This is a genomic window from Gellertiella hungarica, from assembly GCF_014197145.1.
GTDB lineage: Bacteria > Pseudomonadota > Alphaproteobacteria > Rhizobiales > Rhizobiaceae > Gellertiella > Gellertiella hungarica.
In genome coordinates this window covers 523,396-547,197 of sequence record NZ_JACIEZ010000003.1, presented here as the reverse complement: position 1 = coordinate 547,197, position 23,802 = coordinate 523,396, and the positions used below count along the sequence as shown (strand labels likewise).

General features: G+C 64.0%; 19 protein-coding genes. 8 read left to right on the top strand and 11 right to left on the bottom strand.

Annotated features, from left to right (window positions below):
- Window positions 1-186: 186 nt before the first annotated feature.
- Both GGR23_RS11140 and GGR23_RS11135 read left to right on the top strand, forming a co-directional pair.
- Entirely contained in the window at window positions 187-1,590 is a 1,404-nt protein-coding gene (locus GGR23_RS11140) for a DegQ family serine endoprotease (protein ID WP_183366327.1), read from the top strand.
- A complete protein-coding gene (locus GGR23_RS11135) occupies window positions 1,587-2,900 on the top strand; it encodes a replication-associated recombination protein A (protein ID WP_183366326.1) in 1,314 nt (437 codons plus the stop codon). Before GGR23_RS11140 ends, GGR23_RS11135 begins: the two co-directional genes overlap by 4 nt.
- A gap of 129 nt (window positions 2,901-3,029) precedes the next feature.
- Here GGR23_RS11135 and GGR23_RS11130 read toward each other — a convergent pair whose 3' ends face one another.
- From GGR23_RS11130 to GGR23_RS11120, 3 genes are all read right to left on the bottom strand, one after another.
- The gene (locus GGR23_RS11130; RefSeq protein WP_382341644.1) at window positions 3,030-3,302 is read right to left on the bottom strand and encodes a DUF378 domain-containing protein; all 273 of its coding nucleotides are present in this window, start codon (window positions 3,300-3,302) and stop codon (window positions 3,030-3,032) included.
- Window positions 3,303-3,401: 99 nt separating this feature from the next.
- A complete protein-coding gene (locus GGR23_RS11125) occupies window positions 3,402-3,893 on the bottom strand; it encodes a histidine kinase (protein ID WP_183366324.1) in 492 nt (163 codons plus the stop codon).
- Window positions 3,894-4,008: 115 nt separating this feature from the next.
- Window positions 4,009-5,664, bottom strand: coding sequence for a M20/M25/M40 family metallo-hydrolase (locus GGR23_RS11120; protein ID WP_246365227.1), 1,656 nt, complete (start codon window positions 5,662-5,664; stop codon window positions 4,009-4,011).
- A 139-nt stretch (window positions 5,665-5,803) separates the two neighbouring features.
- Here GGR23_RS11120 and GGR23_RS11115 point away from each other — a divergent pair, with 139 nt between their 5' ends.
- Both GGR23_RS11115 and GGR23_RS11110 read left to right on the top strand, forming a co-directional pair.
- Window positions 5,804-6,220 (top strand): Lrp/AsnC family transcriptional regulator, encoded by a 417-nt coding sequence (locus tag GGR23_RS11115; RefSeq protein WP_183366323.1) that lies wholly within the window; start codon window positions 5,804-5,806, stop codon window positions 6,218-6,220.
- 90 nt (window positions 6,221-6,310) lie between these two features.
- Window positions 6,311-8,035, top strand: coding sequence for a calcium-binding protein (locus tag GGR23_RS11110; RefSeq protein ID WP_183366322.1), 1,725 nt, complete (start codon window positions 6,311-6,313; stop codon window positions 8,033-8,035).
- 4 nt (window positions 8,036-8,039) lie between these two features.
- Here GGR23_RS11110 and GGR23_RS11105 read toward each other — a convergent pair whose 3' ends face one another.
- From GGR23_RS11105 to GGR23_RS11095, 3 genes are all read right to left on the bottom strand, one after another.
- Window positions 8,040-8,219: a hypothetical protein gene (locus GGR23_RS11105; RefSeq protein ID WP_183366321.1), complete on the bottom strand. Its 180-nt coding sequence runs from the start codon at window positions 8,217-8,219 to the stop codon at window positions 8,040-8,042.
- Between the two features lie 542 nt (window positions 8,220-8,761).
- Window positions 8,762-9,211 carry a hypothetical protein gene (locus GGR23_RS11100; protein ID WP_183366320.1) on the bottom strand — a complete coding sequence of 150 codons (450 nt, stop codon included), beginning with the start codon at window positions 9,209-9,211 and terminating at the stop codon, window positions 8,762-8,764.
- Window positions 9,212-10,039: 828 nt separating this feature from the next.
- A complete protein-coding gene (locus GGR23_RS11095) occupies window positions 10,040-13,843 on the bottom strand; it encodes a vitamin B12-dependent ribonucleotide reductase (RefSeq protein ID WP_183366319.1) in 3,804 nt (1,267 codons plus the stop codon).
- Window positions 13,844-14,600: 757 nt separating this feature from the next.
- Here GGR23_RS11095 and GGR23_RS11090 point away from each other — a divergent pair.
- Both GGR23_RS11090 and GGR23_RS11085 read left to right on the top strand, forming a co-directional pair.
- Complete coding sequence (locus tag GGR23_RS11090) at window positions 14,601-14,984, top strand: VOC family protein (protein WP_183366318.1); 384 nt, start codon at window positions 14,601-14,603, stop codon at window positions 14,982-14,984.
- Between the two features lie 150 nt (window positions 14,985-15,134).
- Entirely contained in the window at window positions 15,135-17,189 is a 2,055-nt protein-coding gene (locus GGR23_RS11085; RefSeq protein ID WP_183366317.1) for an oxidoreductase, read from the top strand.
- 76 nt (window positions 17,190-17,265) lie between these two features.
- Here the strand turns inward: GGR23_RS11085 and gpt are convergent, their stop codons facing one another.
- The 4 genes from gpt to GGR23_RS11065 all read right to left on the bottom strand — a co-directional run bounded on the left by gpt (window position 17,266) and on the right by GGR23_RS11065 (window position 21,523).
- Window positions 17,266-17,763, bottom strand: a complete 498-nt coding sequence (gpt, locus tag GGR23_RS11080) for a xanthine phosphoribosyltransferase (protein ID WP_183366316.1) — start codon at window positions 17,761-17,763, stop codon at window positions 17,266-17,268.
- Window positions 17,764-17,865: 102 nt separating this feature from the next.
- The gene (locus tag GGR23_RS11075; protein ID WP_246365224.1) at window positions 17,866-19,515 is read right to left on the bottom strand and encodes an adenylate/guanylate cyclase domain-containing protein; all 1,650 of its coding nucleotides are present in this window, start codon (window positions 19,513-19,515) and stop codon (window positions 17,866-17,868) included.
- Between the two features lie 178 nt (window positions 19,516-19,693).
- A complete protein-coding gene (locus tag GGR23_RS11070; protein ID WP_183366315.1) occupies window positions 19,694-20,533 on the bottom strand; it encodes a universal stress protein in 840 nt (279 codons plus the stop codon).
- Between the two features lie 204 nt (window positions 20,534-20,737).
- On the bottom strand, window positions 20,738-21,523 hold the full coding sequence (locus tag GGR23_RS11065; protein WP_183366314.1) for a competence/damage-inducible protein A: 786 nt from the start codon (window positions 21,521-21,523) through the stop codon (window positions 20,738-20,740).
- A 267-nt stretch (window positions 21,524-21,790) separates the two neighbouring features.
- On the opposite strand from GGR23_RS11065, the gene wrbA reads away from it, so the two are divergent.
- Together wrbA and GGR23_RS11055 are read left to right on the top strand one after the other, a co-directional pair.
- Complete coding sequence (wrbA, locus tag GGR23_RS11060; protein ID WP_183366313.1) at window positions 21,791-22,390, top strand: NAD(P)H:quinone oxidoreductase type IV; 600 nt, start codon at window positions 21,791-21,793, stop codon at window positions 22,388-22,390.
- A gap of 183 nt (window positions 22,391-22,573) precedes the next feature.
- The gene (locus tag GGR23_RS11055; RefSeq protein ID WP_183366312.1) at window positions 22,574-23,206 is read left to right on the top strand and encodes a glutathione S-transferase N-terminal domain-containing protein; all 633 of its coding nucleotides are present in this window, start codon (window positions 22,574-22,576) and stop codon (window positions 23,204-23,206) included.
- 85 nt (window positions 23,207-23,291) lie between these two features.
- Here GGR23_RS11055 and GGR23_RS11050 read toward each other — a convergent pair.
- A partial coding sequence (locus tag GGR23_RS11050; RefSeq protein WP_183366311.1) for a hypothetical protein occupies window positions 23,292-23,802 on the bottom strand: 511 nt, incomplete at its 5' end.

The following is a 23,802-nucleotide window of genomic DNA, read 5'->3' as shown; positions in this document are numbered from 1 at the left end:
CGGCCCAAGCGCACTACAGCCCCTCCAACCCCACGCTGCTCCCGGCACAAGGGGGCAGTAGCGCAAAATCGACGGCATGCGGGACAGTCGGCCATCGCCCGCAACGGTCATCTTCATGCTTTCGCCCCCTTTTCATCGAAGCTGCAAGCGACCATCTTCCGGTGGAGAGATCGAAAGGGAATCAGCATGATTTTCAACAGAAGCCGCGTTCTGGGCCTGGTGCTGGTGGCATCGCTTCTGCCTGCTGCCGGCATGCGCGCCGAGGAGACCAAGACCGTGCCGCAATCGGCGGCGGAGATGCAGCTTTCCTTTGCGCCGCTGGTGAAGCAGACTTCGAATTCCGTGGTGAATGTCTATGCCGAACGCATCGTGCAGCGCCGGTCGCCGGTGTTCGACGATCCGTTCTTCGAGCAGTTCTTCGGCCAGCGCATGCCCAATCGCACGGAGAAGCAGTCCTCGCTGGGCTCGGGCGTCATTGCCACGGCGGACGGCATGGTTATCACCAACAACCATGTGATCGAGGGTGCAGACGACATCAAGGTGGCGCTTGCCGACGGGCGGGAATACCCCTGCGAGGTGGTGATGAAGGACGAGCGGGTCGATCTGGCGGTGCTGCGGATCAAGAGCAGGGACCGGTTCGCCGCGCTCACGATCGGCAATTCCGACCAGGTGGAGGTGGGCGATCTGGTGCTGGCCATCGGCAACCCCTTCGGCGTCGGCCAGACGGTGACCTCGGGCATCGTCTCGGCGCTGGCGCGCAACCAGGTGGTAAAATCCGAGTTCGGCTTCTTCATCCAGACGGATGCAGCCATCAATCCCGGCAATTCCGGCGGAGCGCTGATGAACATGAAGGGCGAGCTGATCGGCATCAATACGGCGATCTTCTCGCGCGGCGGCGGATCGAACGGCGTGGGTTTCGCGATCCCGGCCAATCTGGTCAAGGCGTTCCTCAATGCTGCCGAGCGCGGTGCGACGAGTTTCGAACGGCCCTATATCGGCGCCACCTTCGAGCCGGTCACCTCGGAGGTCGCGTCGGCGCTGGGGCTGACCCGCGCCCGGGGTGCCCTGATCGTCAAGGTGGTCGACGGTGGACCGGCGGCAAAGGCCGGCCTGAAGCCGGGCGAGGTGATCACCGCCGTCAACGGCATCGAGGTGGAACATCCCGATGCCCTTGGCTACCGCCTGGCGACCGCCGGCCTTGGCACCAGCGTGACGCTCGAGGTGATGGACAATGGCGAGAAGAGCGCCGTGAAGCTGTCGCTTGCCGGCCCGCCGGAAACCCAGCCGCGCGACGAGCGACTGCTGAAGGGCAACAACCCGCTTGCCGGCGCGCTGGTCGCCAATCTCTCGCCGCGGCTGGCCGACGAGCTGCATCTGCCAAGCGATCTCAAGGGCGTCATCATTCTGAGGATCAAGGGCGGTTCGCCCGCGGATGACGTCGGCTTCCGGCCGAGCGACATCGTGCTGTCGCTGAACGGAACCGCGATCGACAGCACCGCCACGCTGGAAGCGCAGCTGGGCCAGGATCAGGGCTTCTGGCAGGTGGAGATCAATCGCGGCGGCCAGATTTTCCGGCAGATCTTCCGATGAGCGACCTGTTTTCGCCGCGCATACCCGACGATGTCGCCAGTCGCAGACCGCTGGCCGACCGGCTGCGCCCCGCCAATCTCGGCGAAGTCTCCGGCCAGGAGCACCTGACGGGTCCGGACGGCGTGCTGACGCGCATGATCGAAAGCGGGACCCTGGGCTCGATGATCTTCTGGGGGCCGCCCGGCACCGGCAAGACCACCGTCGCACGGTTGCTCTCCGGCGAGGCGGGGCTTGCCTTCGAGCAGATTTCCGCGATCTTTTCCGGCGTGGCGGACCTGAAGAAGGTGTTCGAAGCCGCCCGCGCGCGGCGGATGAACGGCCGCCAGACCCTGCTCTTCGTGGACGAGATCCATCGCTTCAACCGTGCCCAGCAGGACAGTTTCCTGCCGGTCATGGAGGACGGGACCGTGATCCTCGTCGGCGCGACGACGGAGAACCCGTCTTTCGAGCTCAATGCCGCATTGCTGTCGCGGGCCCGGGTGCTGACCTTCAGGGCGCATGACGAGGCGAGCCTCGAGCATCTCCTCTCGCGCGCCGAAACCGTGGAGGAGCGGCCGCTGCCGCTCGATGCGGATGCCCGCGCGGCCCTCATCCGCATGGCGGATGGCGATGGCCGCGCCGCGCTGACACTGGCCGAAGAGGTGTGGCGGGCAGCGCGACAGGGCGAGGTCTTCGATACGGAAGGCCTCTCCCGGGTCGTCCAGCGCCGCGCTCCGGTCTATGACAAGGGGCAGGACGGCCACTACAACCTCATTTCCGCGCTCCACAAATCCGTCCGCGGTTCCGATCCCGATGCCGCGCTCTACTACCTCTGCCGCATGTTCGATGCCGGCGAGGACCCGCTCTTCATCGGGCGGCGACTGGTGCGCATGGCGGTCGAGGATATCGGCCTTGCCGATCCGCAGGCGCTGGTGGTCTGCAATGCGGCCAAGGACGCCTATGATTTTCTCGGCTCGCCGGAAGGAGAGCTCGCGCTGGCGGAGGCCTGCGTCTATCTGGCGACCGCACCGAAATCCAACGGCGTCTATACCGCCTACAAGGCCGCCATGCGGGCGGCGAAGGAGAACGGTTCGCTGCTTCCGCCGAAGCATATTCTCAATGCGCCGACCAAGCTGATGAAGGGCGAGGGCTATGGGGACGGCTACCGCTATGACCATGACGAACCGGACGCCTTTTCCGGCCAGGACTATTTTCCGGAAAAGATGGGGCGGCGGCAGTTCTACGATCCGCCAGAACGCGGCTTCGAGCGCGAGATCCGCAAGCGGCTGGACTGGTGGTCGAAGCTGAGACGGGAGCGGAATGCCAAATAGGATTCCGCATCAGGTGCTTGGCGCGGTTTGCTGAATCGGATCGCGAGCAACATGAATCGGTTTCTCAACGACAAAAGGGCCCCGCATCGCTGCGGGGCCCTCGATTCCTCGGGGGGATGATCTCGCGGATCAGTAGGTGCGGCGCGTGCCGGCTTCGGCCAGCTCTTCGCCGACCGACATGGCCTTGAAGAACGGCACCAGCTGCCAGAGGGCAGAAACGCCGACTGCCACATAGATGATCGTGGCGAGGGCGGTATCCTGGCCACCGCTGAGAGCGGCCACGAGGTCGTAGTCGGCAAGGCCGACGAGCAGCCAGTTCACGCCGCCGATGATGATGAGAAGCAGGGTAATGATGTTCAAACCGCGCATGGCCTTCGGTCTCCTGTCCTGTTCGATACGCATGAAGAACACCGCGCAAGGAAAGGTTGTTCCGTCGGCCCACATGAAAAAAGCCCTGCCGCAGGACGGCAGGGCTCCGAAAGGCTGATTGAATCCGGCCGCTTACTGGGCAGGCTTCAGCGAGGCGAGCATGGCGACGATGGCGTCGTTGTGCTTGTCCTGGTCGCCCTGGGTGCCCCAGTAGGTGAGGACCAGGAGCTTGTCTTCGCTCGGCTGCACGAGCGAGAGGGCGATCGAGACGTCGCCGTTCTCGTCCTTGCCGTTCCAGTCGAAGTTCTTGACCGGCATGCCGTTCAGCTCGTTGTCGGTTTCCTTCTGGCTGGCCGGGTCGACGGTGACGCCGCGGTCCTTCAGGAAGGTGATGGCGTCCTGGATGACCTTTTCCACGTTCTCGGCGCCTGCGACGTCGATGGACATGTAGATCGCGCCATCCGGCGATTCGGCCTGGATACCGGAATCGGTCTCTTCCGGCTTCCAGTCGTCCGGGATGGTGATGGTCGCTGCCGGCGCATCGCTCGGGAAGTTCAGCGTACCGGCGTAGGAGGCAGCCGGAGCCAAAGCCAGGAGAAGGGCAGCAATGATTGCTTTTTTCATAGTCGAACCTTTTGAAAGAGGCGGACGCAGGTCCGCAGCGTGACGCTTGCGGAGCGGACCATAGCTGTCTTTTTTCAATTTTGCATCCGCCGCCCGACCCGGTTTCGGAGGATTATTATTGGGCCATCAAAAGTTGCAGTACGATCCGCTGCAGGAAAATCGGCAGATCGCGGAAGGCGTAACGGGCATGGGCTCTTTCCAGCCGCTGGTGGTATTCGCGCCCCCAGGGACCGATGTTTACCACCGGAAAGACCAGCGCCTCCGCCGGCGGACGATCAACCATGGCGGGATCGGCGGTGTTGCCGGCCACCGCCTCGATCGCCGCCTCCGGCGGCCGGTGACCGAAGAAGCTCATGTCGGAGATGCCGGTGAAGATGTTGCGGTAGCGGATGCCGACGCGGTGCCGCTCCTCCATCTCCTGCCGCGCCGCCTCGATGGCCGCCTCGAATGCATCGGTGGGGGGAGAGGTGCTGTCGAGCCGGGTCGGCGGATAATGAAGCCCGGCGATGCCGGTCACCACCGCCGGTCCGGTCAGCCTCGCTTCCGCGATCAGATGGGCTGTCAGCAGGCGGCTGGTCTCCAGCGGATTTCCGAGGGCGGCGACCTCCTGCGCCCTTGCGGCGAATCGCTCCTCCGCCGCCGGCCCTCCGGCCGCGAACGCCCTTGCCTTGAGTTCGGCGAAGGACATGACGAAACCCGGCTCGATTTCGGCGCGGCCGGTGCCGGAAAGGGCGGCATAGGCCTCCGCATGCCCTGCAAGCGTTGCGGTCGCCCATTCCACTGCTTCGGTCACGATGCCGTTGAAGCGGGCCAGCAGCCGGTCCTGGGACCAGCTGTGGAACAGCCAGTTGAAGCCGAGCCAGACCGCGTCCGGCGTGGTGACATCGTAGCCGCCGCGAAAATCCTTGCCTTCCAGGCAGATCGGCGGCGGGGAAACCTCGCCATCGCCGGTGTCGCACAGCGCGGGATTGGCCTCGATGCGGCGCAGGATTTCCGCCGCGATCAGATGGGCGCTCACCCCCTCGAAGGGATAGCTCGCATGGGAGGGCTGGCCGATCACATAGGCGAAAGGCAGGAGCTTGCCGATGGTACCGCGATAGATCGCGCGGCCTTCCGCCCCGTCTCCCTGGTCGCTGGTGGAATCGAGGTTGATGCCGCCGACGATCTCGAGATCCCATTCGCGGGCAAGGCCGGGCAGCGCATCGCGCATGGAGCGCATGCCGCGGGAATTGCGCTCCTCGTCCGGGGTGGCCATGAAAAGCAGGTTGCCCGCCAGATCGCTCCGCGCGGTGAAATGCTCGAGGACGGCAAGGCCGGCGGCAAGGCCGCATTTCATGTCGAGAAGCCCGCGGCCGGGGATGAAGTCGCCGCTTTCGAAATCGGCCAGCGCCTTCTCCTCCTGCGGGCCGAGAGCGCGGGAGCCAAGATCGGCGAGGAGGGCGTCGAGAAGCAGATCGGGCTCCGTGGCCAGGCTGGCAAGATCCCGGTAATTGGCAACAGGAACGGTGTCGTAGTGGCCGGCAAAGGCGAGCGTCCGGCGGTGGCCGGGCTGCCCCCGCACCAGCGCCACGACATTCATGGTGCCGTCATGGCTCGGGACCAGTTTCAGGTTCTCGGGATGCGCGCGGAAATAGGGCCATTCCGAAAGGGTGGCGGCAAGCTTCGGCCCGAAATCGCGCTCGCCCTCCGTTCCCGTCTCGCTCTTCCAGCGGGTCATGGCAACGGAAAGGGCGCGGCATCGCTCCTCGGGGGCGAAGGGGTGCTCTGACATGGGTGGGGTCTCCTCCGGAATGATATGTGCGGCAAGCTTAGGCAGGGTGGCGTTCAGACAAAACGGCAAAACTGCTTGCGGAAATGTCATTCTCTGGCGATATCGTCAGAGGATTGGCGTAATGCGCAGGGAGGGTGCCATGGACGATCTCGACCGACGGCTGATCGAGGAGCTGAAGATCAATGCCCGGGCCACCGTGCCGACTCTTGCAAAGCTGCTCGGCGTGGCGCGCGGCACGGTGCAGACGCGGCTCGACCGGCTGATCGCCTCCGGCACGATCCGGGGCTTCACGGTGCGCCTGAAGGACCGGATGGCGCAGGAGCGCATTCGCGGCGTGGTGATGATCGAGCTGTCGGGCCGCAACATCAAGGCCCTGACGGCCAGCCTTCGGCGGTTGCCGGGCATCGCGGCGCTTCACACCACCAACGGCCTGTGGGATCTCATCGGCGAGATCGAGGTGGCGTCGCTCGGCGAGTTCAACCATGTGGTGACCGAGCTGCGCGCCATGGAGGGGGTCGCGAAATCGGAATCCCACCTCTTTCTGGGTGCCGCATGAGGCAATCGTTCGAATGCGAGGATTCCCGTCAACCCGGTGGTGGCGATTGGCGGCTATGCTCTGTGCCGATATCGATCACCGGACCGTGCCATGGCCCTTTCGAAACAGACCCTCTTTGCGCGTGAAGCGGCCTTCGAGAGCTATGCCACGAGCCTGATCGGGCGCTACGAGGGCTCCGGTTCCCGCTTCTACGTCAATGCGCCCTGGGACCCGCACCCCACCATCGGCCGGGGGTTCAACATCGATGCCTTCAGCTTCACCGACGTGAAAAAGGCTCTCACCTTCGCGCTCGGCAGCCTTTCGGCGCTCCAGGCGGAGGGCATGAAGCTGCTGTCGATCTACAAGGCGGGCGGCAGTCTTCTGATCGGCGGGACGTATCGCAGCTTCGACGCGCTGCTCTTCAAGGACATCATGGCGGGAAAGGCCGGCACCGCTGCCCAGCAGGCGGCGCTTCAGAGCTTCACGCTGACCACCGCGCAGCAGGACAGGCTGCTCGGTGAAATGCTTTTCGGCCGCGCGGGCATCTTCGCCTCCAGCATCGATGCCCGCCTGACAAAAGCGCTCGGTGCCGATGCCGCGCTGATGGATTCGGTGGAAAGGGCGGCGGTTCTGTCCATGTACTACAACAGCCCGGCGCTGGTGGGGAACGGGGTGCGATATGCCATCCGCAACGACCTGCGCGGGGCGCTGTGGTACGAGATCCGCTACAATCACAAGAACCAGAACGAGCTTCGGCGGATCGACGAATCCGAACGGGTCGGCATCGTGCCGGAAAAGCACGGGATCGCGGAAATCGTCCGCAACCTCCATTTCCTGTTCAATGCCCGGGATCAGTCGGGCAAGGATCTCTATGCCACCATGCTCGCCCGCGACGTGAGCTATGCCCTGCCGCAGGCGGAGCGCTTCATTCCGGAAGCGGGGAAGCTGCTGGCCGAGCTGGCCGGCGCCTATGGCTACAGGGGCACGCTGCACATCCTGACATCGGGCTCGGCGGCCGCCGACACCCTTAGGGGCCGTGAGGCGATGGATCCGTCCGGCCGCCAGCTCGCGGTTTCCAACAAGGCGCTTTTCGGCCAGGCGGGAGACGACACGCTGACCGGCGGGGCAGGGCACGATCTCCTTGTCGGCGGGGCAGGGCGCGACGTGATGCAGGGCGGCGCGGGCAATGATGTCTACGTGGTGGAGACGCCCGGCGACCGGATCGTCGAAGGTGCCGGGGGCGGCGTCGATACGGTGCGCGTGGAGGCGAACGGTGCCTTCGCGATCGACCATGTCGAGAAGGTCGTTCTCGCGCCGGGGGTTTCGAGCGCGGCCTTTACCTTCGCCGCGCCGGGTCAGGTCGCGCCCGATACGGGCATGAACCTCTCGGTAACGGGCAATGCGGGCTCGTCCACCATCTCCGTCAACCATACCGGCAGCGCTCCGGTGAAGATCGCCTTTTCCGGTGGCGGCGGCAATGACACCTTCGTCTTCGCCTCGCGGGGAACCGCGCCTGCCGACCTCACCTTCACGGATATCAATGCCGGAGACCGGGTGGACCTTCACGGCCTGCATGTGGACCATCTCATTCCCGCGGGAACGCTCGATCTGCGGGCCGGCTGGGCGATGGCCAACGGACGCTATCTCGTCTCGGACGATGTCGGCGCGATCTGGACCGTCCGCGGCGCGAACGGCCTTTCCTCCACCGTGACCGGCCCTGCCGACCGCGCCCTCGGCCTCGACAACGACTGGTTCGTCGTCGACGTCACCAATCATCAGGCGCGCCTGATCGCCGAACTGAACGGCAAGCTCACGTCGGACATGTTCGTCTTCTGAGGTCTCAGACGCCCGTTTCGCCCATCGCCCGGGCGGACAGCGCCAGCCGTTCGCGCTCGATGCGATACCGCAGCACGATCGCCGTCATGGCCGCGACGAAGAGCGGGATCGAAAGGATCCACACAACCTTTATCCAGTCTGGCGATACCCGGTAGAATTCGATCGGATTGAAGGTGCAGTCCATGGCGGTTCCCCCTTGGTTGAGAGCCGCCAGAGGAAATTCTCTGGCGGCCAGGGGAGCTAAGAAAACCGCACGTGTACGGCCGTCGCTGCCTTTAGGCGTGAGCCCTGGACATGCGCAGCGACCTCCCCGGCCAAAGAGGCAGGCGAGTGCTTTTAAAGCACGGGTTCGCGTTACCCGGAAGAGGGGTTGGCGCACCGATTCTAGAGGGGTTTCTCAGGCCCCTGAACGGGATATGGCCCGTTCGAGCGCTAATATAAGAAAGGATCGATGGAATGGAAAGGGGAAACGGCGCCCGCCCCTGATCCGCCTCGGGGGATGAGGCCCATGCGATGCCGCCCGCCCCCTCATCCGCCTGCCGGCACCTTCTCCCCGGCGGGGAGAAGAGGCAAGCGGCGCTGCCGGGGGCCATAAACCGCCGGGGTGGCAGGAGACTTCAGGGGAAGCCGATGCCGCAAACTCACTCTTCTCCCCACCGGGGAGAAGGTGGCGCGAAGCGCCGGATGAGGGGGCGGCTCGGCCATGCCCCTAACGGGAGATTTGCTTCAGGCCAATGCTGCCTGGCGCTCGCCGAGGCCCTGCTGCAAACCGCTGAGCAGCGCCATGCGGGCGTCGGAGGACCCGCTTTTGCACCAGCGCGTCAATTCCTCGGACGTTTCAGAAAGCTGGCGCTTCGCGATCCATTTGCCGATGCGCTCGATGGAATAGGCTTCCAGCCAGTCGGCTTCCTCCCACCGAACGACGAAATCCTTGATCGCTGACAGCGTTTCCGAGCGGATTTTTCGTCCTTTAGGTAGCGATCCAAGGCCGAGCGGTCGCTGGGCCGAAATGCGCCCAGATGTGCTGTGACGTGGTTCACGACTGCTGGCATGGCTGCCTCCGCGCCGGGGGATTAATTGATCATCCGGGATTGGACAGCTTCCGAAAGACTTCGTCCAGAGAAGTGTCGTCCATTCTGGGGCCATCATGTGAAGAAATAAAACCCGGATATGCATCGTAATACCTTCGATCCGCCTCGGAACTCGCTATCGGTCGCCAAGGACCCGCCGCGATCCCGTGCATTGGAACAAGTTTGACGTGCGCGTGATTGATTCCATAGCCTTCAAATACGCATCCGACTCGTGCAAGCTCCAATTTTTTCTTGAGTAAGCCTGAAACTTCCTTCGCCGCGCTACAAATCGCTCTAAAATTCACTTCGTTCAGGCAGAAAATGTCACTTTGGAGATGAGCTTTTGTCGCCACAACGGTAAAGCCGAGGGTATTAGGGTACGGCGTAAGGAACGCCATATGCGTCTCCGACTCCCAAAATATTCTTGCTGAGATCGATCGCTTTGCAATTTGGCAAAATAGGCATTTATTAGACATCGCCACTATCTTCTCTAGAAAAAAATTGAATGTTTGAAAAGTAATACTGACACTGGTGGCAATGAACCAATTCCAGTGATCAGCTGTATCGCCCTATTAAATATTGGTCCTGCAACGTCACTCTTAACAGAACTTCATCTGTAAAGATGATGACCTTGCCGAGTTCGGACGAGGTGTTCCGAGATTTCCGCACGGCGTATCGAGCAGGTCCGAGGTATCTGCAGGACTAGGCTAAAGCTGACGCAGGGGAGGATGGCGGCGAGCGTTCGTCTACAAGGCGCGTTCCTGAACAGATGCACAGCAGGCAGCAGCTTCAGCGCTTGGCTCTAAAGTACTTCTCCCGGAAGCTGAATGAGGTTCCGGGAGAAGCTATTTCGGCAAAACTGGTGCGCGTCAGACAAATATCATACGGCGCATGACACCGGGTTTGATCCCCTGACTGTTGTTATGCGATTGCCTTAGCTGCAGCCGCTCGTCGCCCCACACGTATCGCACTTCTCGCAGGTGCCGTTGCGGACCATCGTGAAGTTCTGGCATTCGGAGCACATGTTGCCCGTGTAGCCCTGCATGATGGAGCGGGCGCGGCGTTCGGCTTCGACCTTCTTGGCTTCGGATTTGGCCGATGCCGCGTCGGCGGCGGCCTTGTCGGAGAAGAGGGCGGTGGTGGACTGCTGCTCTTCGGTGGCGATTTCCTCGGCGATTTCTTCCGCCAGTTCCGCGGCACGCTCTTCATAGTCCCGCTTGAAGGACACCACTTCCGAGGTGGAGATGGCGACCGTGGTTTCCAGCTTGCGGGCGGCGGAGCCGGCAAAGGCCGTCACGTTGCCCGAAGAGGAGGCCTTGGCGGGGGCTGCCGTTGCCGCGCCCTTGGCCTCGCCCATCGGCATGTGGCCGGAGACGAGGGTGGGCTTGTGGCCGCGGGTCCAGCCGGTGGAGATCAGGTTGGTCTTGCCTTCCTGGATGCCCTTGCCGAGCGCGGTGTTGCCGAAATCCGACGTGTCCACATGGGCGAGATCGTGGCGGCCGAGATAGGAGACGGCGAGTTCGCGGAACACGTAGTCGAGGATCGACGTGGCGTTCTTGATCGCGTCGTTGCCCTGCACCATGCCGGCCGGCTCGAACTTCGTGAAGGTGAAGGCCTCCACATATTCCTCGAGCGGCACGCCGTACTGCAGGCCGAGCGAGATCGCGATGGCGAAGTTGTTCATCATGGCACGGAAGGCGGCGCCTTCCTTGTGCATGTCGATGAAGATCTCGCCGAGACGGCCATCGCCGAATTCGCCGGTGCGCAGGTACACCTTGTGACCGCCGACGACGGCCTTCTGGGTGTAGCCTTGACGGCGGTTCGGCAGCTTGTCGCGGCCATGCACCACCTTCTCGATGACGCGCTCAACGATCTTTTCCGTGACGGTCACGGCCTGCGCGGCCACCGGCTGCTGCAGGAATTCCTCCAGCTGGTCCTCGTCCTCCTCATCCTCGATCAGCGAGGCGTTGAGCGGCTGGGAAAGCTTGGAGCCGTCGCGGTAAAGCGCATTGGCCTTGAGGCCGAGCTTCCAGGACAGCATGTAGGCGCTCTTGCAGTCTTCCACCGTCGCATCGTTCGGCATGTTGATCGTCTTGGAGATCGCGCCGGAGATGAAGGGCTGGGCAGCCGCCATCATGCGGATGTGGCTTTCGACCGAGAGATAGCGCTTGCCGATCTTGCCGCAGGGGTTGGCGCAATCGAAGACCGGCAGGTGCTCGGCCTTCAGATGCGGGGCGCCTTCCAGCGTCATCGCACCGCAGACATGGATGTTCGCGGCCTCGATCTCCTTCTTCGTGAAGCCGAGGTGATCGAGCAGGTTGAAATCCATCTGGGAAAGCTGCTCGTCGGAAACCTTGAGCACATCCTTCAGGAAGTCGGCACCCAGCGTCCACTGGTTGAAGACGAACTTGATGTCGAAGGCGCTCTTCAGCGCGCCGTTGACGGCGTCGATCTTCTCCTGGGTGAAGCCCTTGGCGCGCAGCGTCGAGGGGTTCACGCCCGGCGCCTGGTTCAGGTTGCCGTGGCCGACTGCATAGGCCTCGATCTCGGCGATCTGGCTTTCCGTGTAGCCGAGCGTGCGCAGCGCTTCCGGAACGGCGCGGTTGATGATCTTGAAGTAGCCGCCGCCGGCGAGCTTCTTGAACTTCACGAGCGCGAAGTCGGGCTCGATGCCGGTCGTGTCGCAGTCCATCACGAGGCCGATCGTGCCGGTCGGCGCGATCACCGTCGTCTGGGCGTTGCGGTAGCCGTGCTTCTCGCCGAGCTCCAGCGCCTTGTCCCAGGCGGCCTTGGCATGGGCGATCAGGTCCTGGTCCGGGCAGTCGCCATGGGCGAGCGGAACCGGGTTAACCGACAGGGCTTCATAACCGGTGGCCTCGCCATAGGCGGCGCGGCGGTGGTTGCGCATCACCCGCAGCATGTTCTCGCGGTTCGGCTTGAAGCCGGGGAAGGTGCCGAGCTTGGCCGCCATTTCCGCCGAGGTGGCGTAGGAAATGCCAGTCATGATCGCCGTCAGCGCGCCGCCGATGGCACGGCCTTCGGCCGAGTCATAGGGAATGCCCGAGGACATCAGCAGGCCGCCGATATTGGCATAGCCGAGGCCGAGCGTGCGGTACTCGTAGGAAAGCTCCGCGATCTGGCGCGACGGGAACTGCGCCATCATCACCGAGATCTCGAGAACGATGGTCCACAGCCGCACGGCATGCTCGTAGTCGCCGATGTTGATGCGCTTGGTGACGGCATCCTTGAACTGCAGCAGGTTCAGCGAGGCGAGGTTGCAGGCCGTGTCGTCGAGGAACATGTATTCCGAGCACGGGTTCGACGCGCGGATCGGGCCGGCAGCCGGGCAGGTGTGCCAGTCGTTCATCGTGGTGTTGAAGTGCAGGCCAGGATCGGCCGATGCCCAGGCGGCATAGGAAATGCTTTCCCACAGGTCGCGCGCCTTCAGCGTCTTCATCACCTTGCCGTCCTTGCGGGCGGTCAGGTGCCAGTCGCCATCGGTCTCGACGGCGCGCAGGAAGTCGTCCTTGATGGAGACGGAGTTGTTGGAGTTCTGGCCGGAGACGGTCAGATAGGCCTCGGAATCCCAGTCCGTGTCATAGGTCTTGAATTCCATAGAGGTATAGCCCTGACGGGCGAACTGGATCACGCGCTGGACGTAGTTTTCCGGCACCTGGTCCTTCTTGGCGGCGCGGATCTCGCGCTTCAGCGCCGGGTTCCGGGCGGGGTCGAAGCAGTCGTCATTGTCGGCCTCGCAGTTGACGCAGGCCTTCATGATCGCCTTCAGATGCTTGGCGACGACCTTCGAGCCGGTGACGAGCGCGGCAACCTTCTGCTCTTCTTTCACCTTCCAGTTGATGTATTCCTCGATGTCGGGATGGTCGATGTCGACCACGACCATCTTGGCCGCACGGCGTGTGGTGCCGCCCGACTTGATCGCCCCGGCTGCCCGGTCGCCGATCTTCAGGAAGCTCATCAGGCCGGAGGAGCGGCCGCCGCCCGAAAGCTTCTCGCCTTCGCCGCGCAGGTAGGAGAAGTTGGAGCCGGTGCCGGAGCCATACTTGAAGAGGCGGGCCTCGCGCACCCACAGATCCATGATGCCGCCCTCGTTGACGAGGTCGTCTTCCACGGACTGGATGAAGCAGGCATGCGGCTGCGGATGCTCATAGGCCGACTTCGACTTCACCAGCTTGCCGGTGAAGGGGTCGACGTAGAAATGGCCCTGGCCGGGGCCATCGATGCCGTAGGCCCAGTGCAGGCCGGTGTTGAACCACTGCGGCGAGTTCGGCGCAACGCGCTGGGTGGCGAGCATGTAGGCCAGCTCGTCACGGAAGGCGAGGGCATCTTCCTCGGTGTGGAAATAGCCGCCCTTCCAGCCCCAGTAGGTCCAAGTGCCGGCCAGGCGATCGAAAACCTGGCGCGCATCGGTTTCGGACCCGTAGCGCTCTTCCTTCGGCAGGGCCTCGAGCGCGGCAAGATCGGCTTCGGAGCGCCACAGCCAGGACGGAACGCTGTTCTCTTCCACCTTCTTCAGCCGCGCGGGCACGCCCGCCTTGCGGAAATACTTCTGCGCGAGGATGTCTGCCGCCACCTGGCTGAACTGCTCCGGCACGTCGATATCCGCGAGGCGGAACACGATCGACCCATCGGGGTTCTTGATTTCACTGGTCGCCTTGCGGAACGGGATCTCCGCATAGGGAGACTGCCCGGGCTTTGTGAAACGGCGTTCGATGCGCATGGTGTTTCCGTCCTCTTTCGATGCGTGGCGCCCAATGTCGAAGGCGCGCGATGTTTCGGTTCCGGGCCGCGTCTGCCGCGAACCGGATGGCTGTCCCTGATGGATGAGCCGCTGTCATGCGGCACTCTATATTGTGGAGATCGTAGCTCGTAAACACTAAATATAGTGTTTACAGAATTTTTGCCAACTCCGTAAAATTACCCATGTCCCCTCTGTGGGCGGGCGATTGGAGTGCTACCGGACGAGGGCGCAAGGGATCCCGTTTCCCGGCCGCACCATCGGCGCACGGGAGTGTTTTCCGCTGTTCCTGTCTGGTATCGAACCGGCCTCGTTACTTCCGGTCCAGTCGCCGCCGCAACATGGTCCCCATTAACTTTGAAACACCTGATTCCGTCAAGCGGTGGTTCTTGTCAGTTTTTTAACCACAATATCTTGTGTCATTGTGCTGTGGAAAACGGGGAAAGCAAACTTCAAAAGGAAAATCAAAAACTTGGAAGCAGGGATGCAGACGTTTTCCACCGTGCCGTCCCCTTTTGCGACCTTCCCACAGGGGTTTTGCGACGGTGAAACATGAAAAAAAGATGACATTGGAAACCGCCGCCAAGCCCTTGACACCGGTTTGGAAAATCCGCGCTCGCAGTGAACCGGAACGAGCCTTTTTTGTTATAAGTGAAATCTTTTCCGGTGAGGGGGCCCTTGCCGCTGAAGATCGGTTGTGTTCTTGTTATGTTCCATACATTCCGGAGGAGAATCGCCCATGGGCCTCTACGCAACGCTCGGCGTCAACGATCTGACCCGCTCGACGCTCTTTTACGATGCGGTGCTCGCGACCATCGGCTGGGCAAGCCATACGGAATTTCCCGGCTGGCGCGCCTATTCCCGCGGAGGGTCGGGCGAGGGCTTCACGCTGTGGATCTGCGAACCCTTCAACGGCGAGCCCGCCACAGCCGGGAACGGGGCCATGCTGGGCTTCGATGCCGCGACCTATGCGGAGGTGGAGGCATTCTATGCCGCCGCGATGACCCATGGCGGCACGGACGAGGGGGCTCCCGGCCCGCGTCCCCAGTACGGACCGAACTGGATGAGCGCCTATGTGCGCGATCCGGCGGGGAACAAATTGGCTATTGTTTATAACGGGTAAGCGGAAGAACCGGATTCACTCTGTTCAGAGCTTCATCCGGTGAGAAAGGCTCGCCCGGCTGTGCGCCAAGCCCGGCGAGCCATTGACAGGATCAGGTTTGCGGGTACGAATAGGTGAAATTATTCGCTCGTACAACAAAGGCATCGCCTCATGCGTGATCCCCGGCACAACATCCTGTTCGAACCCCTGGCCATCGGCCCGAAGGTGGCGCGCAACCGCTTCTACCAGGTGCCTCACTGCAACGGGATGGGCCACCGCGAGCCGACCGCCCTTGCCGGCATGCGTGCCATGAAGGCGGAAGGCGGCTGGGCGGTCATCTGCACGGAGGAGGTGGAAATCCATCCTTCCAGCGAGGTGTCGCCCGCGATCGAGGGCCGCATCTGGGAGGACAAGGATATCTTCGCCCATGAGCGCGTGGTGGAAGGCATTCACCGCCACGGCGCGCTCGCCGGCATCGAGCTCGTCTACAACGGCCCGCGCACCAATCTCGCCTCCCGCCTGCCGCCGATGGGGGTGAATTCCATGCCGGTCAATTCCGAATGGCTGGAGCCGCAGCAGAGCCGGGCGATGGACCGGGAGGATTTCCGCGCCATCCGCCGCTGGCATCGCAACGCGGCGCTGCGGGCCCGCAAGGCCGGCTATGATCTGATTTATGTCTATGCCGGCCATGGGCTTACGCTGACCCAGCAGCTTCTCTCCCGCGCCACGAACGACCGGACGGACGAATATGGCGGCTCGCTGGAAAACCGGGTCCGCTTTCTCCGGGAGCTTCTCGAAGACACCCGGGACGCCGTGGGCCACGATTGCGCGGTTCCGCTGCGCATCGCGGTCGAGGAAAGCCAGCTGCCCCTGGGGCTGGAGCGGGCGGAGATGGAAGATATCGTCGGCATGCTCGCCGAACTTCCCGATCTCTGGGATTTCTGCATGGGGTCCTGGTCGCGCGACAGCCGCACGGCCCGCTTTTCCGCGGAAGGCTTCCAGGAACCCTTCGTGCGCGGGCTGAAGAAGCTGACGACGAAGCCGGTCGTCGGAGTCGGCCGCTTCACCTCGCCCGATGCCATGGTGGAGCAGATCCGTTCCGGCGTGCTGGATTTCATCGGCGCGGCGCGCCCCTCCATTGCCGATCCCTTCCTGCCGAAGAAGATCGAGGAAGGCCGCTCCGAGGATCTGCGCGAATGCATCGGCTGCAACATCTGCGTGGCCGGAGACATGCAGTCGGTGCCGCTCCGCTGCACCCAGAACCCGACCATGGGCGAGGAGTGGCGGCGCGGCTGGCATCCCGAGAAGATCGCACCGAAGGCGCGCGAGGCGCGGGTGCTTGTCATCGGCGCCGGTCCTGCCGGTCTTGAAGCGGCGCACCAGCTGGGAAAACGCGGCTACGAGGTAGCGCTCACCGATGCCCGCGACACGCTCGGCGGCCGCGTGGTCCGCGAGACGACCTTGCCCGGCCTTCGCACCTGGCAGCGGGTCGCGGATTACCGCCTCGGCCAGATCGGGAAGCTCGCCAATGTCGAGACCTATCCTGCGAGCTTCATGACGGCGGATGACGTGCTGGCCTTCGGCGCCACCCATGTGGCGGTCGCAACCGGCGCGCGCTTCCGGGCAAACGGCCGTGGCCGCAATCATCCGCAGGGGATTCCGGTCGGGGAAGGGGCTTCGGTCTTCACCCCGGACGACATCTTCGAAGGGGCGGCTCCGTCGGGCGATGTGGTCGTCTACGACGACGATCACTATGCCATCGGCTCGGCGCTGGCGGAAAAGCTGGCCGCGGCGGGCTGTCGGGTCACGCTGGTCACCCCGGCGCCGCTCGTCTCCCACTGGACCCACAACACGCTGGAGCAGGGATTCATCGAGGCACGGCTCGTCGAGAGCGGCGTCGCCATCGTCACCCGGGGCGTCGCGGCCGGCATCCGCAAGGGCACCTTTGCAGGCAGTGACGGCGTCACCGGCCGTCCCTTCGAGATCGCGGCCGATCACGTGGTGCTGGTGGCAAGCCGCGAGCCGCAGCTCGAGCTCTTCCGGTCGCTGAAGGCGCGGGAAGCGGAATGGGCCGATGCCGGGCTGGAAAGCGTCACCACCATCGGCGACGCCCATGCCCCGGGTATGATCGTCCATGCCACCTATGCCGGCCATCGCTATGCACGCGAACTCGACATGCCGGTCGATGCGGATGCCGTTCCTTTCCTTCGGGATCAGCCGCGATAGAGGCGGCGAAACGCAAAATCCCCGGCGCGGGGCCGGGGATCGTGAAAACAGCGTCGAGAGGCGTCGAGGCGGCCCGTCAGCCGCGCGACCCCTTGGCGATCGGCTCCTGGTAGGTGAAGCCCATGTCCCAGGGGAAATAGATCCAGGTGTCCTGCGACACCTCGGTGACGAAGGTGTGGACCATGGGCACGCCCTTCGGCTTCGCATAGACGCAGGCGAAATGGGCGTTCGGCAGGATGGCCCGCACTTCGGCCGCGGTCTTGCCGGTATCGGTGAGGTCGTCGATGACAAGCACGCCTTCGCCGCCATTCTCGGTCAGCTTCTCGGTCACGCCCTTCAGCACGTTCATTTCGCCCTGCGTGTCATAGTCGTGATAGGAGGCGATGCAGACGGTTTCGATCAGGCGGATGTTGAGCTCGCGCGAGATGATGGCCGCCGGAACGAGGCCGCCGCGGGTGATGCAGACGATGGCCTTGAAGTTCTGGTTGAGGCCGGCCAGCCGCCAGGCAAGCGCCCGGGCATCGCGGTGGAACTGATCCCAGGAAACCGGGAATGCTTTGTCGGGAAGGGACATGAACGAACCTTTGTGAGAGCCAGTGTCTGCGGGAATGATGACCTGAGATACCGAATCTGCCGCGGGCTTGGCAAGGGCGCGCCGGCTTGCGCGGCCTTCTCCTCACAGACTTGAATAGAGAAAGCGGCTGAGTTCGCGCGCATCCGTGAAGATGGAGGCGATCACCGGCTGGGCCCGCCCGCGCAACGCGATCTCCTGCTTCAGCGCCGCCTCGACCCGCATGCCCGCTCCATCGAGAATGTCCGACGATACGGCAAGCTCCGCGTCATATTCCTTGGCGACGCCCTCAAGGCGGCTTGCGGTGTTGACCGTGTCGCCCACCACCGTCAGTTCGGAGATTTCGCCATAGCCGACCCGCCCGATGATGGCGGGGCCGCCATGCATTCCCATGGCGACGCGCAGCGGTTCCTTCAGCTCGCCCTTGAAGCTGCGGTTCAGGTCGTCGATGCCCTGGGAGATCCGTACCGCCGCCGTGATGGCCTTGATGCAGGCGGTGCGGTAGCCGTCGGACAGGCCGAAGTGGATGAGCGCGCCATCGCCGATGAACTTGTCGATCACGCCGCCGGATTGCTCCACGGCCTCGCCGATCATCTCGAAATAACTGTTGAGCAGGAACATCGTGTCGAAGGGAAGCTTCTCCTCGGACAGGCGGGTGAAATCGCGCAGGTCGCAGAAAAGAACGGCAAGCTGGCGCTCCCGGCCACCGGCGTTCTCGCGCAGCGCATGGGCCCGTCGCAGATGCGGCGCTGCCTTGAGCACCGGAGAAACGGTGATGTCCGCCTCTGGGCGCAGCTGGCATGCAAGCCTGACATTGCCGGGCGCGCCGATCCGCTCCAGCGTGGCGCGCTCCAGCCCGCTCGGCTCCGGCTGGCCCTCGATTCCGGCAAGCACCTTGACCCGGCACGTGGAACAGCGCCCGCGCCCGCCGCAGACGGAAAGGTGCGGGCGCGAGGCAAGGCGGCTCGCCTCCAGCACGCTCGTTCCGGCCTCTACCGTCACAGCCCCGCCATCGGGATAGGAAATCCGCACCCGGCCGGAGCGCGGAATGGCCCGGGCGACCAGAACGCAGCCGATCGCGCCCGTCAGGAAGGCATAGACGCCATCGGTGATCCGCGCGAGCATCGCAAGCTCGGATGAGCGGTCGCGGAACCACATCGGCGTCGGCTGGTAGTCGATCGACCGCATCCCGAGCGAAAAGCCGAGCAGGGCCAGAACGGGAAGCAGGATCGCTACGGTATAGAGCGGCATCTTCACCCGTTGATACCAGTCCCGGTTCCGGATCCAGAACCATATGCCAAGGCAGAAATGCGTCCAGGCGACCAGGAGCGCGATGGACTGGCGCGCGATGGTGCCGGGGCTCTGGGCCATGCGCGCCAGCGTCTCGGTGTATCCGCCGGCATGGCCGGTGAGGGAATAGTCGACCCGCGTGGCGATCACATGGACGGCGATGAGAAACGGCAGCGACAGGCCGAGCGCGATTCTCAGCCCCTCGCGGAAAGGCATCTTCAGCGTGTGACGGCGGTAGAGGGAATCGATCGCCAGCAGGAAATGGGTGAGGATCGAGCCGTAGAGCAGCACCGTCCCGGGCGCCGAACGCCACACGAGGCTGAGCGTCTCGCGCAGCCGCTCCATCGCGCCGAGCGATACGAGACCCAGCGCATGATTGCTGAAATGCCCGATGATGAACGCGCCCATCACCAGGCCCGAAGCCAGGTGCAGATGCTTTCTCAGTTGGGGCAGGTCGATCTGCAAAGGCCGTCCTCGATGATCCAGTGTCGTTTCCGCTTATTCCCCAGGAGCGGGCCGGGAGGCAACTGCATTATCCGTGAACGGTGCGTGACCGAATGCGCATATCGGAGCGCAAGACGGCAAAAACAAGGAGCGGACCCTGCAGTCCGCTCCCCCAAATTTCGAACTTGTAGCCGGCGTGTCAGCGCGACATCAGCGTCAGCGCCGTCATCGAGTCGAGCAGGGTGCGCGTCACCCCGCCGAACAGCATCTCGCGCAGGCGGCTCTTGCCATAGGCGCCGATGACCAGCAGGTCGATGGAGGCATCCGACAGGCGGTTTTCGAGAACCGTTGCCGGAGACAGGCCCTCGCTGGCGACCGCGACCACATTCACCTTGATGCCGTGGCGGGCAAGCGTTGCCGCAAGTTCCGCCCCGGCGAGATCGGCGGCCTGATCGCCGCTGGTTTCGGGATCGACGGTGAAGACCTCCACGGACTGCGCCTTCTTCAGGAAGGGCAGGGCGTCGAACACGGCGCGCGTCGCCTCGCGCGTCCCGTTCCAGCCGATCAGCACGCGGTTGATCGGTTTTGCCGTCGTGAAGATGTAGGGCACCAGAAGCACGGGGCGTCCGCTTTCGAACAGCACCTGCTCGATTTCGGAGTCGTCGCTGGCATAGGAAGGATCTGCCTGGGCCGCCACGATCAGGTCGGCGCAGCGCAGGATGTCCGTGCTGCTGCCGGCGCCGTAGCCGGACATGGAGACGACGTTGCGCCAGTCGCAAGAGATGCCCTCGCGGCGGCAGGCTTCCTCGAAGATCCCTTTCAGCTCGTTGCTGGTCTCGCGTGCGGCATCCTGCAGCGCCTGGATGCTGACCGGGTCGGGCATGGCCATCGGGGCCGCCAGCGGGGCGATGGATACCTGCTCGACATGCAGCCCGATCAGGTGCGCGTCGTTGCGCCGTGCCTGATCAATCGCGCATTGAAGCAGGTTATCGGCGTTCCTGGCGTTTGAAAGAACGCAGACGATGGTCTTGTAAGCCATGGGGGCCTCCTTGTGGCGGTTTGGCGTCGGCACGGAGCAGCGCGTGGCTCGCCGGTGCCTTGGCTCGTCTTGCCGGGGCGGAACCCGTCCGCCCCTTTCCGCAACCAGAATACACCGGGCCGGTGACGCTCCCTTGATTTCAATCAATAAGTGCTGTGGACAATGTCAACGGCCCTACGTGAAATCTGCTGGGTCGCCCGGGGCTCAGGCCTCCATGATCGCCGCTGCGGCCTGCTTGCGGCGCCCGATGTCCTCGAGCATGGCCTCCACCGCGCGGGCTGCGGCCTCGCAATCCTCGAGCACCCGGCCGCGCACCACGATCTCGGTCGAAAAGCTCTTCCCGTCATATTTCGGATAGGAGCCGATGGCCGTGTTCTTGTGGGCGGCCTGCACCTTGCCCAGCGCGGTGCCGATATCCCCTTCGCCGAAGGGGCTCTTGACCGTGAGGGAGTGGACGGTTGCGCCGGTGCGCAGCGTCGGCATCACCGCCTCGACCATGGCCACGAAGACCTGCGGAACCCCGGCCATGACATGGACATTCTCCACGATGAAACCGGGTGCGGTGGAGACCGGATTGGGGATATGGCGGGCGCCGCGCGGCATGCGGGCCATGCGCTGGCGCGCCTCGGTGAATTCGAGGCCGCGGGCGGCATACATGTCCCCGAGCAGCCGCATCGCCTCCGCATCGTGCTCGCAGGGCAGACCGAAGGCCCTCGCAACCGCATCGGCGGTGATGTCGTCATGGGTGGGGCCGATGCCGCCCGATGTGAAGACATAGTCGTAGCGGGTCCTCAGCGCGTTCAGGGCTTCCACGATGGCGTCCTCGTCATCGGCAACGATGCGGACCTCCCGGAGATCGATGCCGGCCGCCGTCAGCACGCTGGCGAGATGCCCGATGTTGCGGTCGCGGGTGCGGCCCGAGAGAAGTTCGTCGCCGATGGCCAGAATACCAGCGGTGACAATGGTTTGCTGCGGTGAAGAGGCGTTCATGGAGATCATCCGGATGAGGGTTTGCTGCCGCAAATCTAGCGTGCCGACCGGCCAATGCAATGCGGCGAAAGAGGATTTGTCCGGCATCGCCTGCCGTCCCGCGAAACCCGGTTCAAGGGTTCACTTGTTGAACAGTGCGTTTGCCCATCGGTGGCTTACCCGCCGGCGGCATCTTCAATATCAATCGGTTCAACAGGGGTCGCGATGCGCCAGGACGCGGCCCCGCCCCCCTATCACCCCGTTCCACATTTGCGAAGGAGCCTTGAAATGGCAAAAGTTCTCGTTCTCTATCATTCGGTCTACGGCCATGTCGAAACCATGGCAAATGCCGTTGCCGAAGGTGCCCGCGAAGCCGGTGCCGATGTCGTCGTGAAGCGCGTCCCGGAAACCGTTCCGGAAGACGTCGCCCGTGCCCACCACTTCAAGCTGGACCAGGCCGCCCCCGTCGCAACGCCGGATGAACTGGCCGATTACGACGCCATCATCTTCGGCGCCGGCACCCGCTACGGCACCGTTGCATCTCAGATGCGCGCCTTCATCGACCAGACCGGCGGCCTCTGGGCCAAGGGTGCCCTCGTCGGCAAGGTCGGCTCGGTGTTCACCTCGTCGGCTACCCAGCACGGCGGTCAGGAAAGCACGATCCTCGGCTTCATCCCGACCCTGCTTCACCACGGCATGGTCGTTGTCGGTCTGCCCTATGCCTACCAGGGCCAGATGACCATGGACGAAATCGCCGGCGGCTCGCCCTACGGCGCCTCCACCATCACCGGCGGCGACGGCTCGCGTCAGCCTTCCGCGAACGAACTGGCCGCTGCCCGCTTCCAGGGCGCCCATGTGGCCAAGATCGCGGCGAAGGTTTCCGCCTGATACCTGCCTCCGGCAGCCAGACGATGCGGCGCGTCCCGAAAGGGGCGCGCCTTTTTCGTTCGGGCGCACGCATCGCGCAGGCTGTCGCCAGGCCCCGGAAGGCGTTGACGGAGCTTCGAAAATTGCACACTTTCCCCGACATGGGCTCCGGCTGCTGCTTCCCGGAGCCGCCAGGAGGAAGTCGTGACCTATATCTTGTATGCCAGTGAAGGCACCGGTTCCGTCGTCTGCGAGGCCGTGCTCGCCCTCAGCGGCCTGCCGCATCGCCGGGTGGACGTGACGATTCTTGCACCGACCGGGCCCGATCCCGAACTCATTCAGGTCAATCCGCTCGGACAGGTGCCGGTTCTCAAGCTGCCCCATGGGGAGATCATGACGGAATCGGCGGCGATCACGCTGTATCTGGCGGATCTCGTGCCGGAGAAGGATCTGGCCCCCGTTCCCTCCAATCCCCTGCGGGCGCGCTATCTCCGCTGGATGGCCTTTCTTGCATCGGCAGTCTATCCGAGTTCGCTGCGCAAGTTCTATCCAGAGCGCTACACGGCCGATCCCGCCGGAGCCGAAGCGGTCAAGGATGCCGCGATCTCCCGCCTGACCCGCGAATTCGCCGTGCTGGCGGCGGGGCTCGGCACCAGCCCCTATCTGCTCGGAACGAAGATGAGCGCGGTGGATATCTATGCGGCGATGCTGATCGGATGGGAGGAGAACCAGGAGGGCATGCGCGACGTGTTCCCGGGGCTGATCCAGCTTGCCCAGCGCATTTCGTCCCACCCCGTTCTTCGCCCCATCTGGCAGCGAAACGCCCTGCCGCTCTGAAACGCCCTTCGCTGAAAAAGGAAAAGCCGGCACGGATCGCTCCGTGCCGGCTTTCTGCATCTCGGTCAGGCGGCGGCCGTGCCCCTTACTGGGGGCACTCTTCCGAACCGTCCTCGCAGGCCGGTGCCGCCTGCTCTTCAGCAGGTGCCGGCTCTTCATACTGCGGCTCCGGCTCGGGCGCCGGTTCCTCGTACTGAGGCTCGGGCTCCGGTGCGGGCTCTTCGGCCTGCGGCTCGGGTTCCGGTGCCGGCTCCTCGTACTGGGGCTCCGGTGCGGGCTCTTTTGCCTGCGGTTCGGGTTCCGGTGCGGGCTCCTCGTACTGAGGCTCGGGCGCGGGCTCTTCGGCCTGCGGTTCGGGCTCAGGTGCGGGTTCCTCGTACTGCGGTTCTTCCGCCGGTGCCGGTTCTTCCGCCTGCGGCTCTTCCACCTGCTGCTCCTCGGCCTGCGGCTCTTCCACCGGTGCCGGTTCTTCAGCCTGCGGTTCTTCGGCCTGCGGTTCCTCGGCCTGCGGTTCTTCCGCCGGTGCGGGCTCTTCGGCCTGCGGCTCCTCGGCTTGCGGCTCTTCCGCCGGCGCGGGCTCTTCAGCCTGCGGCTCT

Excerpts from the sequence above, each read along its gene's own strand:
- GGR23_RS11140 (WP_183366327.1), top strand. The coding sequence starts at position 187 with ATGATTTTCAACAGAAGCCGCGTTCTGGGCCTGGTGCTGGTGGCATCG.
- GGR23_RS11135 (WP_183366326.1), top strand. The coding sequence starts at position 1,587 with ATGAGCGACCTGTTTTCGCCGCGCATACCCGACGATGTCGCCAGTCGC.
- GGR23_RS11130 (WP_382341644.1), bottom strand. The coding sequence starts at position 3,302 with ATGCGTATCGAACAGGACAGGAGACCGAAGGCCATGCGCGGTTTGAAC.
- GGR23_RS11125 (WP_183366324.1), bottom strand. The coding sequence starts at position 3,893 with ATGAAAAAAGCAATCATTGCTGCCCTTCTCCTGGCTTTGGCTCCGGCT.
- GGR23_RS11120 (WP_246365227.1), bottom strand. The coding sequence starts at position 5,664 with ATGTCAGAGCACCCCTTCGCCCCCGAGGAGCGATGCCGCGCCCTTTCC.
- GGR23_RS11115 (WP_183366323.1), top strand. The coding sequence starts at position 5,804 with ATGGACGATCTCGACCGACGGCTGATCGAGGAGCTGAAGATCAATGCC.
- GGR23_RS11110 (WP_183366322.1), top strand. The coding sequence starts at position 6,311 with ATGGCCCTTTCGAAACAGACCCTCTTTGCGCGTGAAGCGGCCTTCGAG.
- GGR23_RS11105 (WP_183366321.1), bottom strand. The coding sequence starts at position 8,219 with ATGGACTGCACCTTCAATCCGATCGAATTCTACCGGGTATCGCCAGAC.
- GGR23_RS11100 (WP_183366320.1), bottom strand. The coding sequence starts at position 9,211 with ATGCATATCCGGGTTTTATTTCTTCACATGATGGCCCCAGAATGGACG.
- GGR23_RS11095 (WP_183366319.1), bottom strand. The coding sequence starts at position 13,843 with ATGCGCATCGAACGCCGTTTCACAAAGCCCGGGCAGTCTCCCTATGCG.
- GGR23_RS11090 (WP_183366318.1), top strand. The coding sequence starts at position 14,601 with ATGGGCCTCTACGCAACGCTCGGCGTCAACGATCTGACCCGCTCGACG.
- GGR23_RS11085 (WP_183366317.1), top strand. The coding sequence starts at position 15,135 with ATGCGTGATCCCCGGCACAACATCCTGTTCGAACCCCTGGCCATCGGC.
- gpt (WP_183366316.1), bottom strand. The coding sequence starts at position 17,763 with ATGTCCCTTCCCGACAAAGCATTCCCGGTTTCCTGGGATCAGTTCCAC.
- GGR23_RS11070 (WP_183366315.1), bottom strand. The coding sequence starts at position 20,533 with ATGGCTTACAAGACCATCGTCTGCGTTCTTTCAAACGCCAGGAACGCC.
- GGR23_RS11065 (WP_183366314.1), bottom strand. The coding sequence starts at position 21,523 with ATGAACGCCTCTTCACCGCAGCAAACCATTGTCACCGCTGGTATTCTG.
- wrbA (WP_183366313.1), top strand. The coding sequence starts at position 21,791 with ATGGCAAAAGTTCTCGTTCTCTATCATTCGGTCTACGGCCATGTCGAA.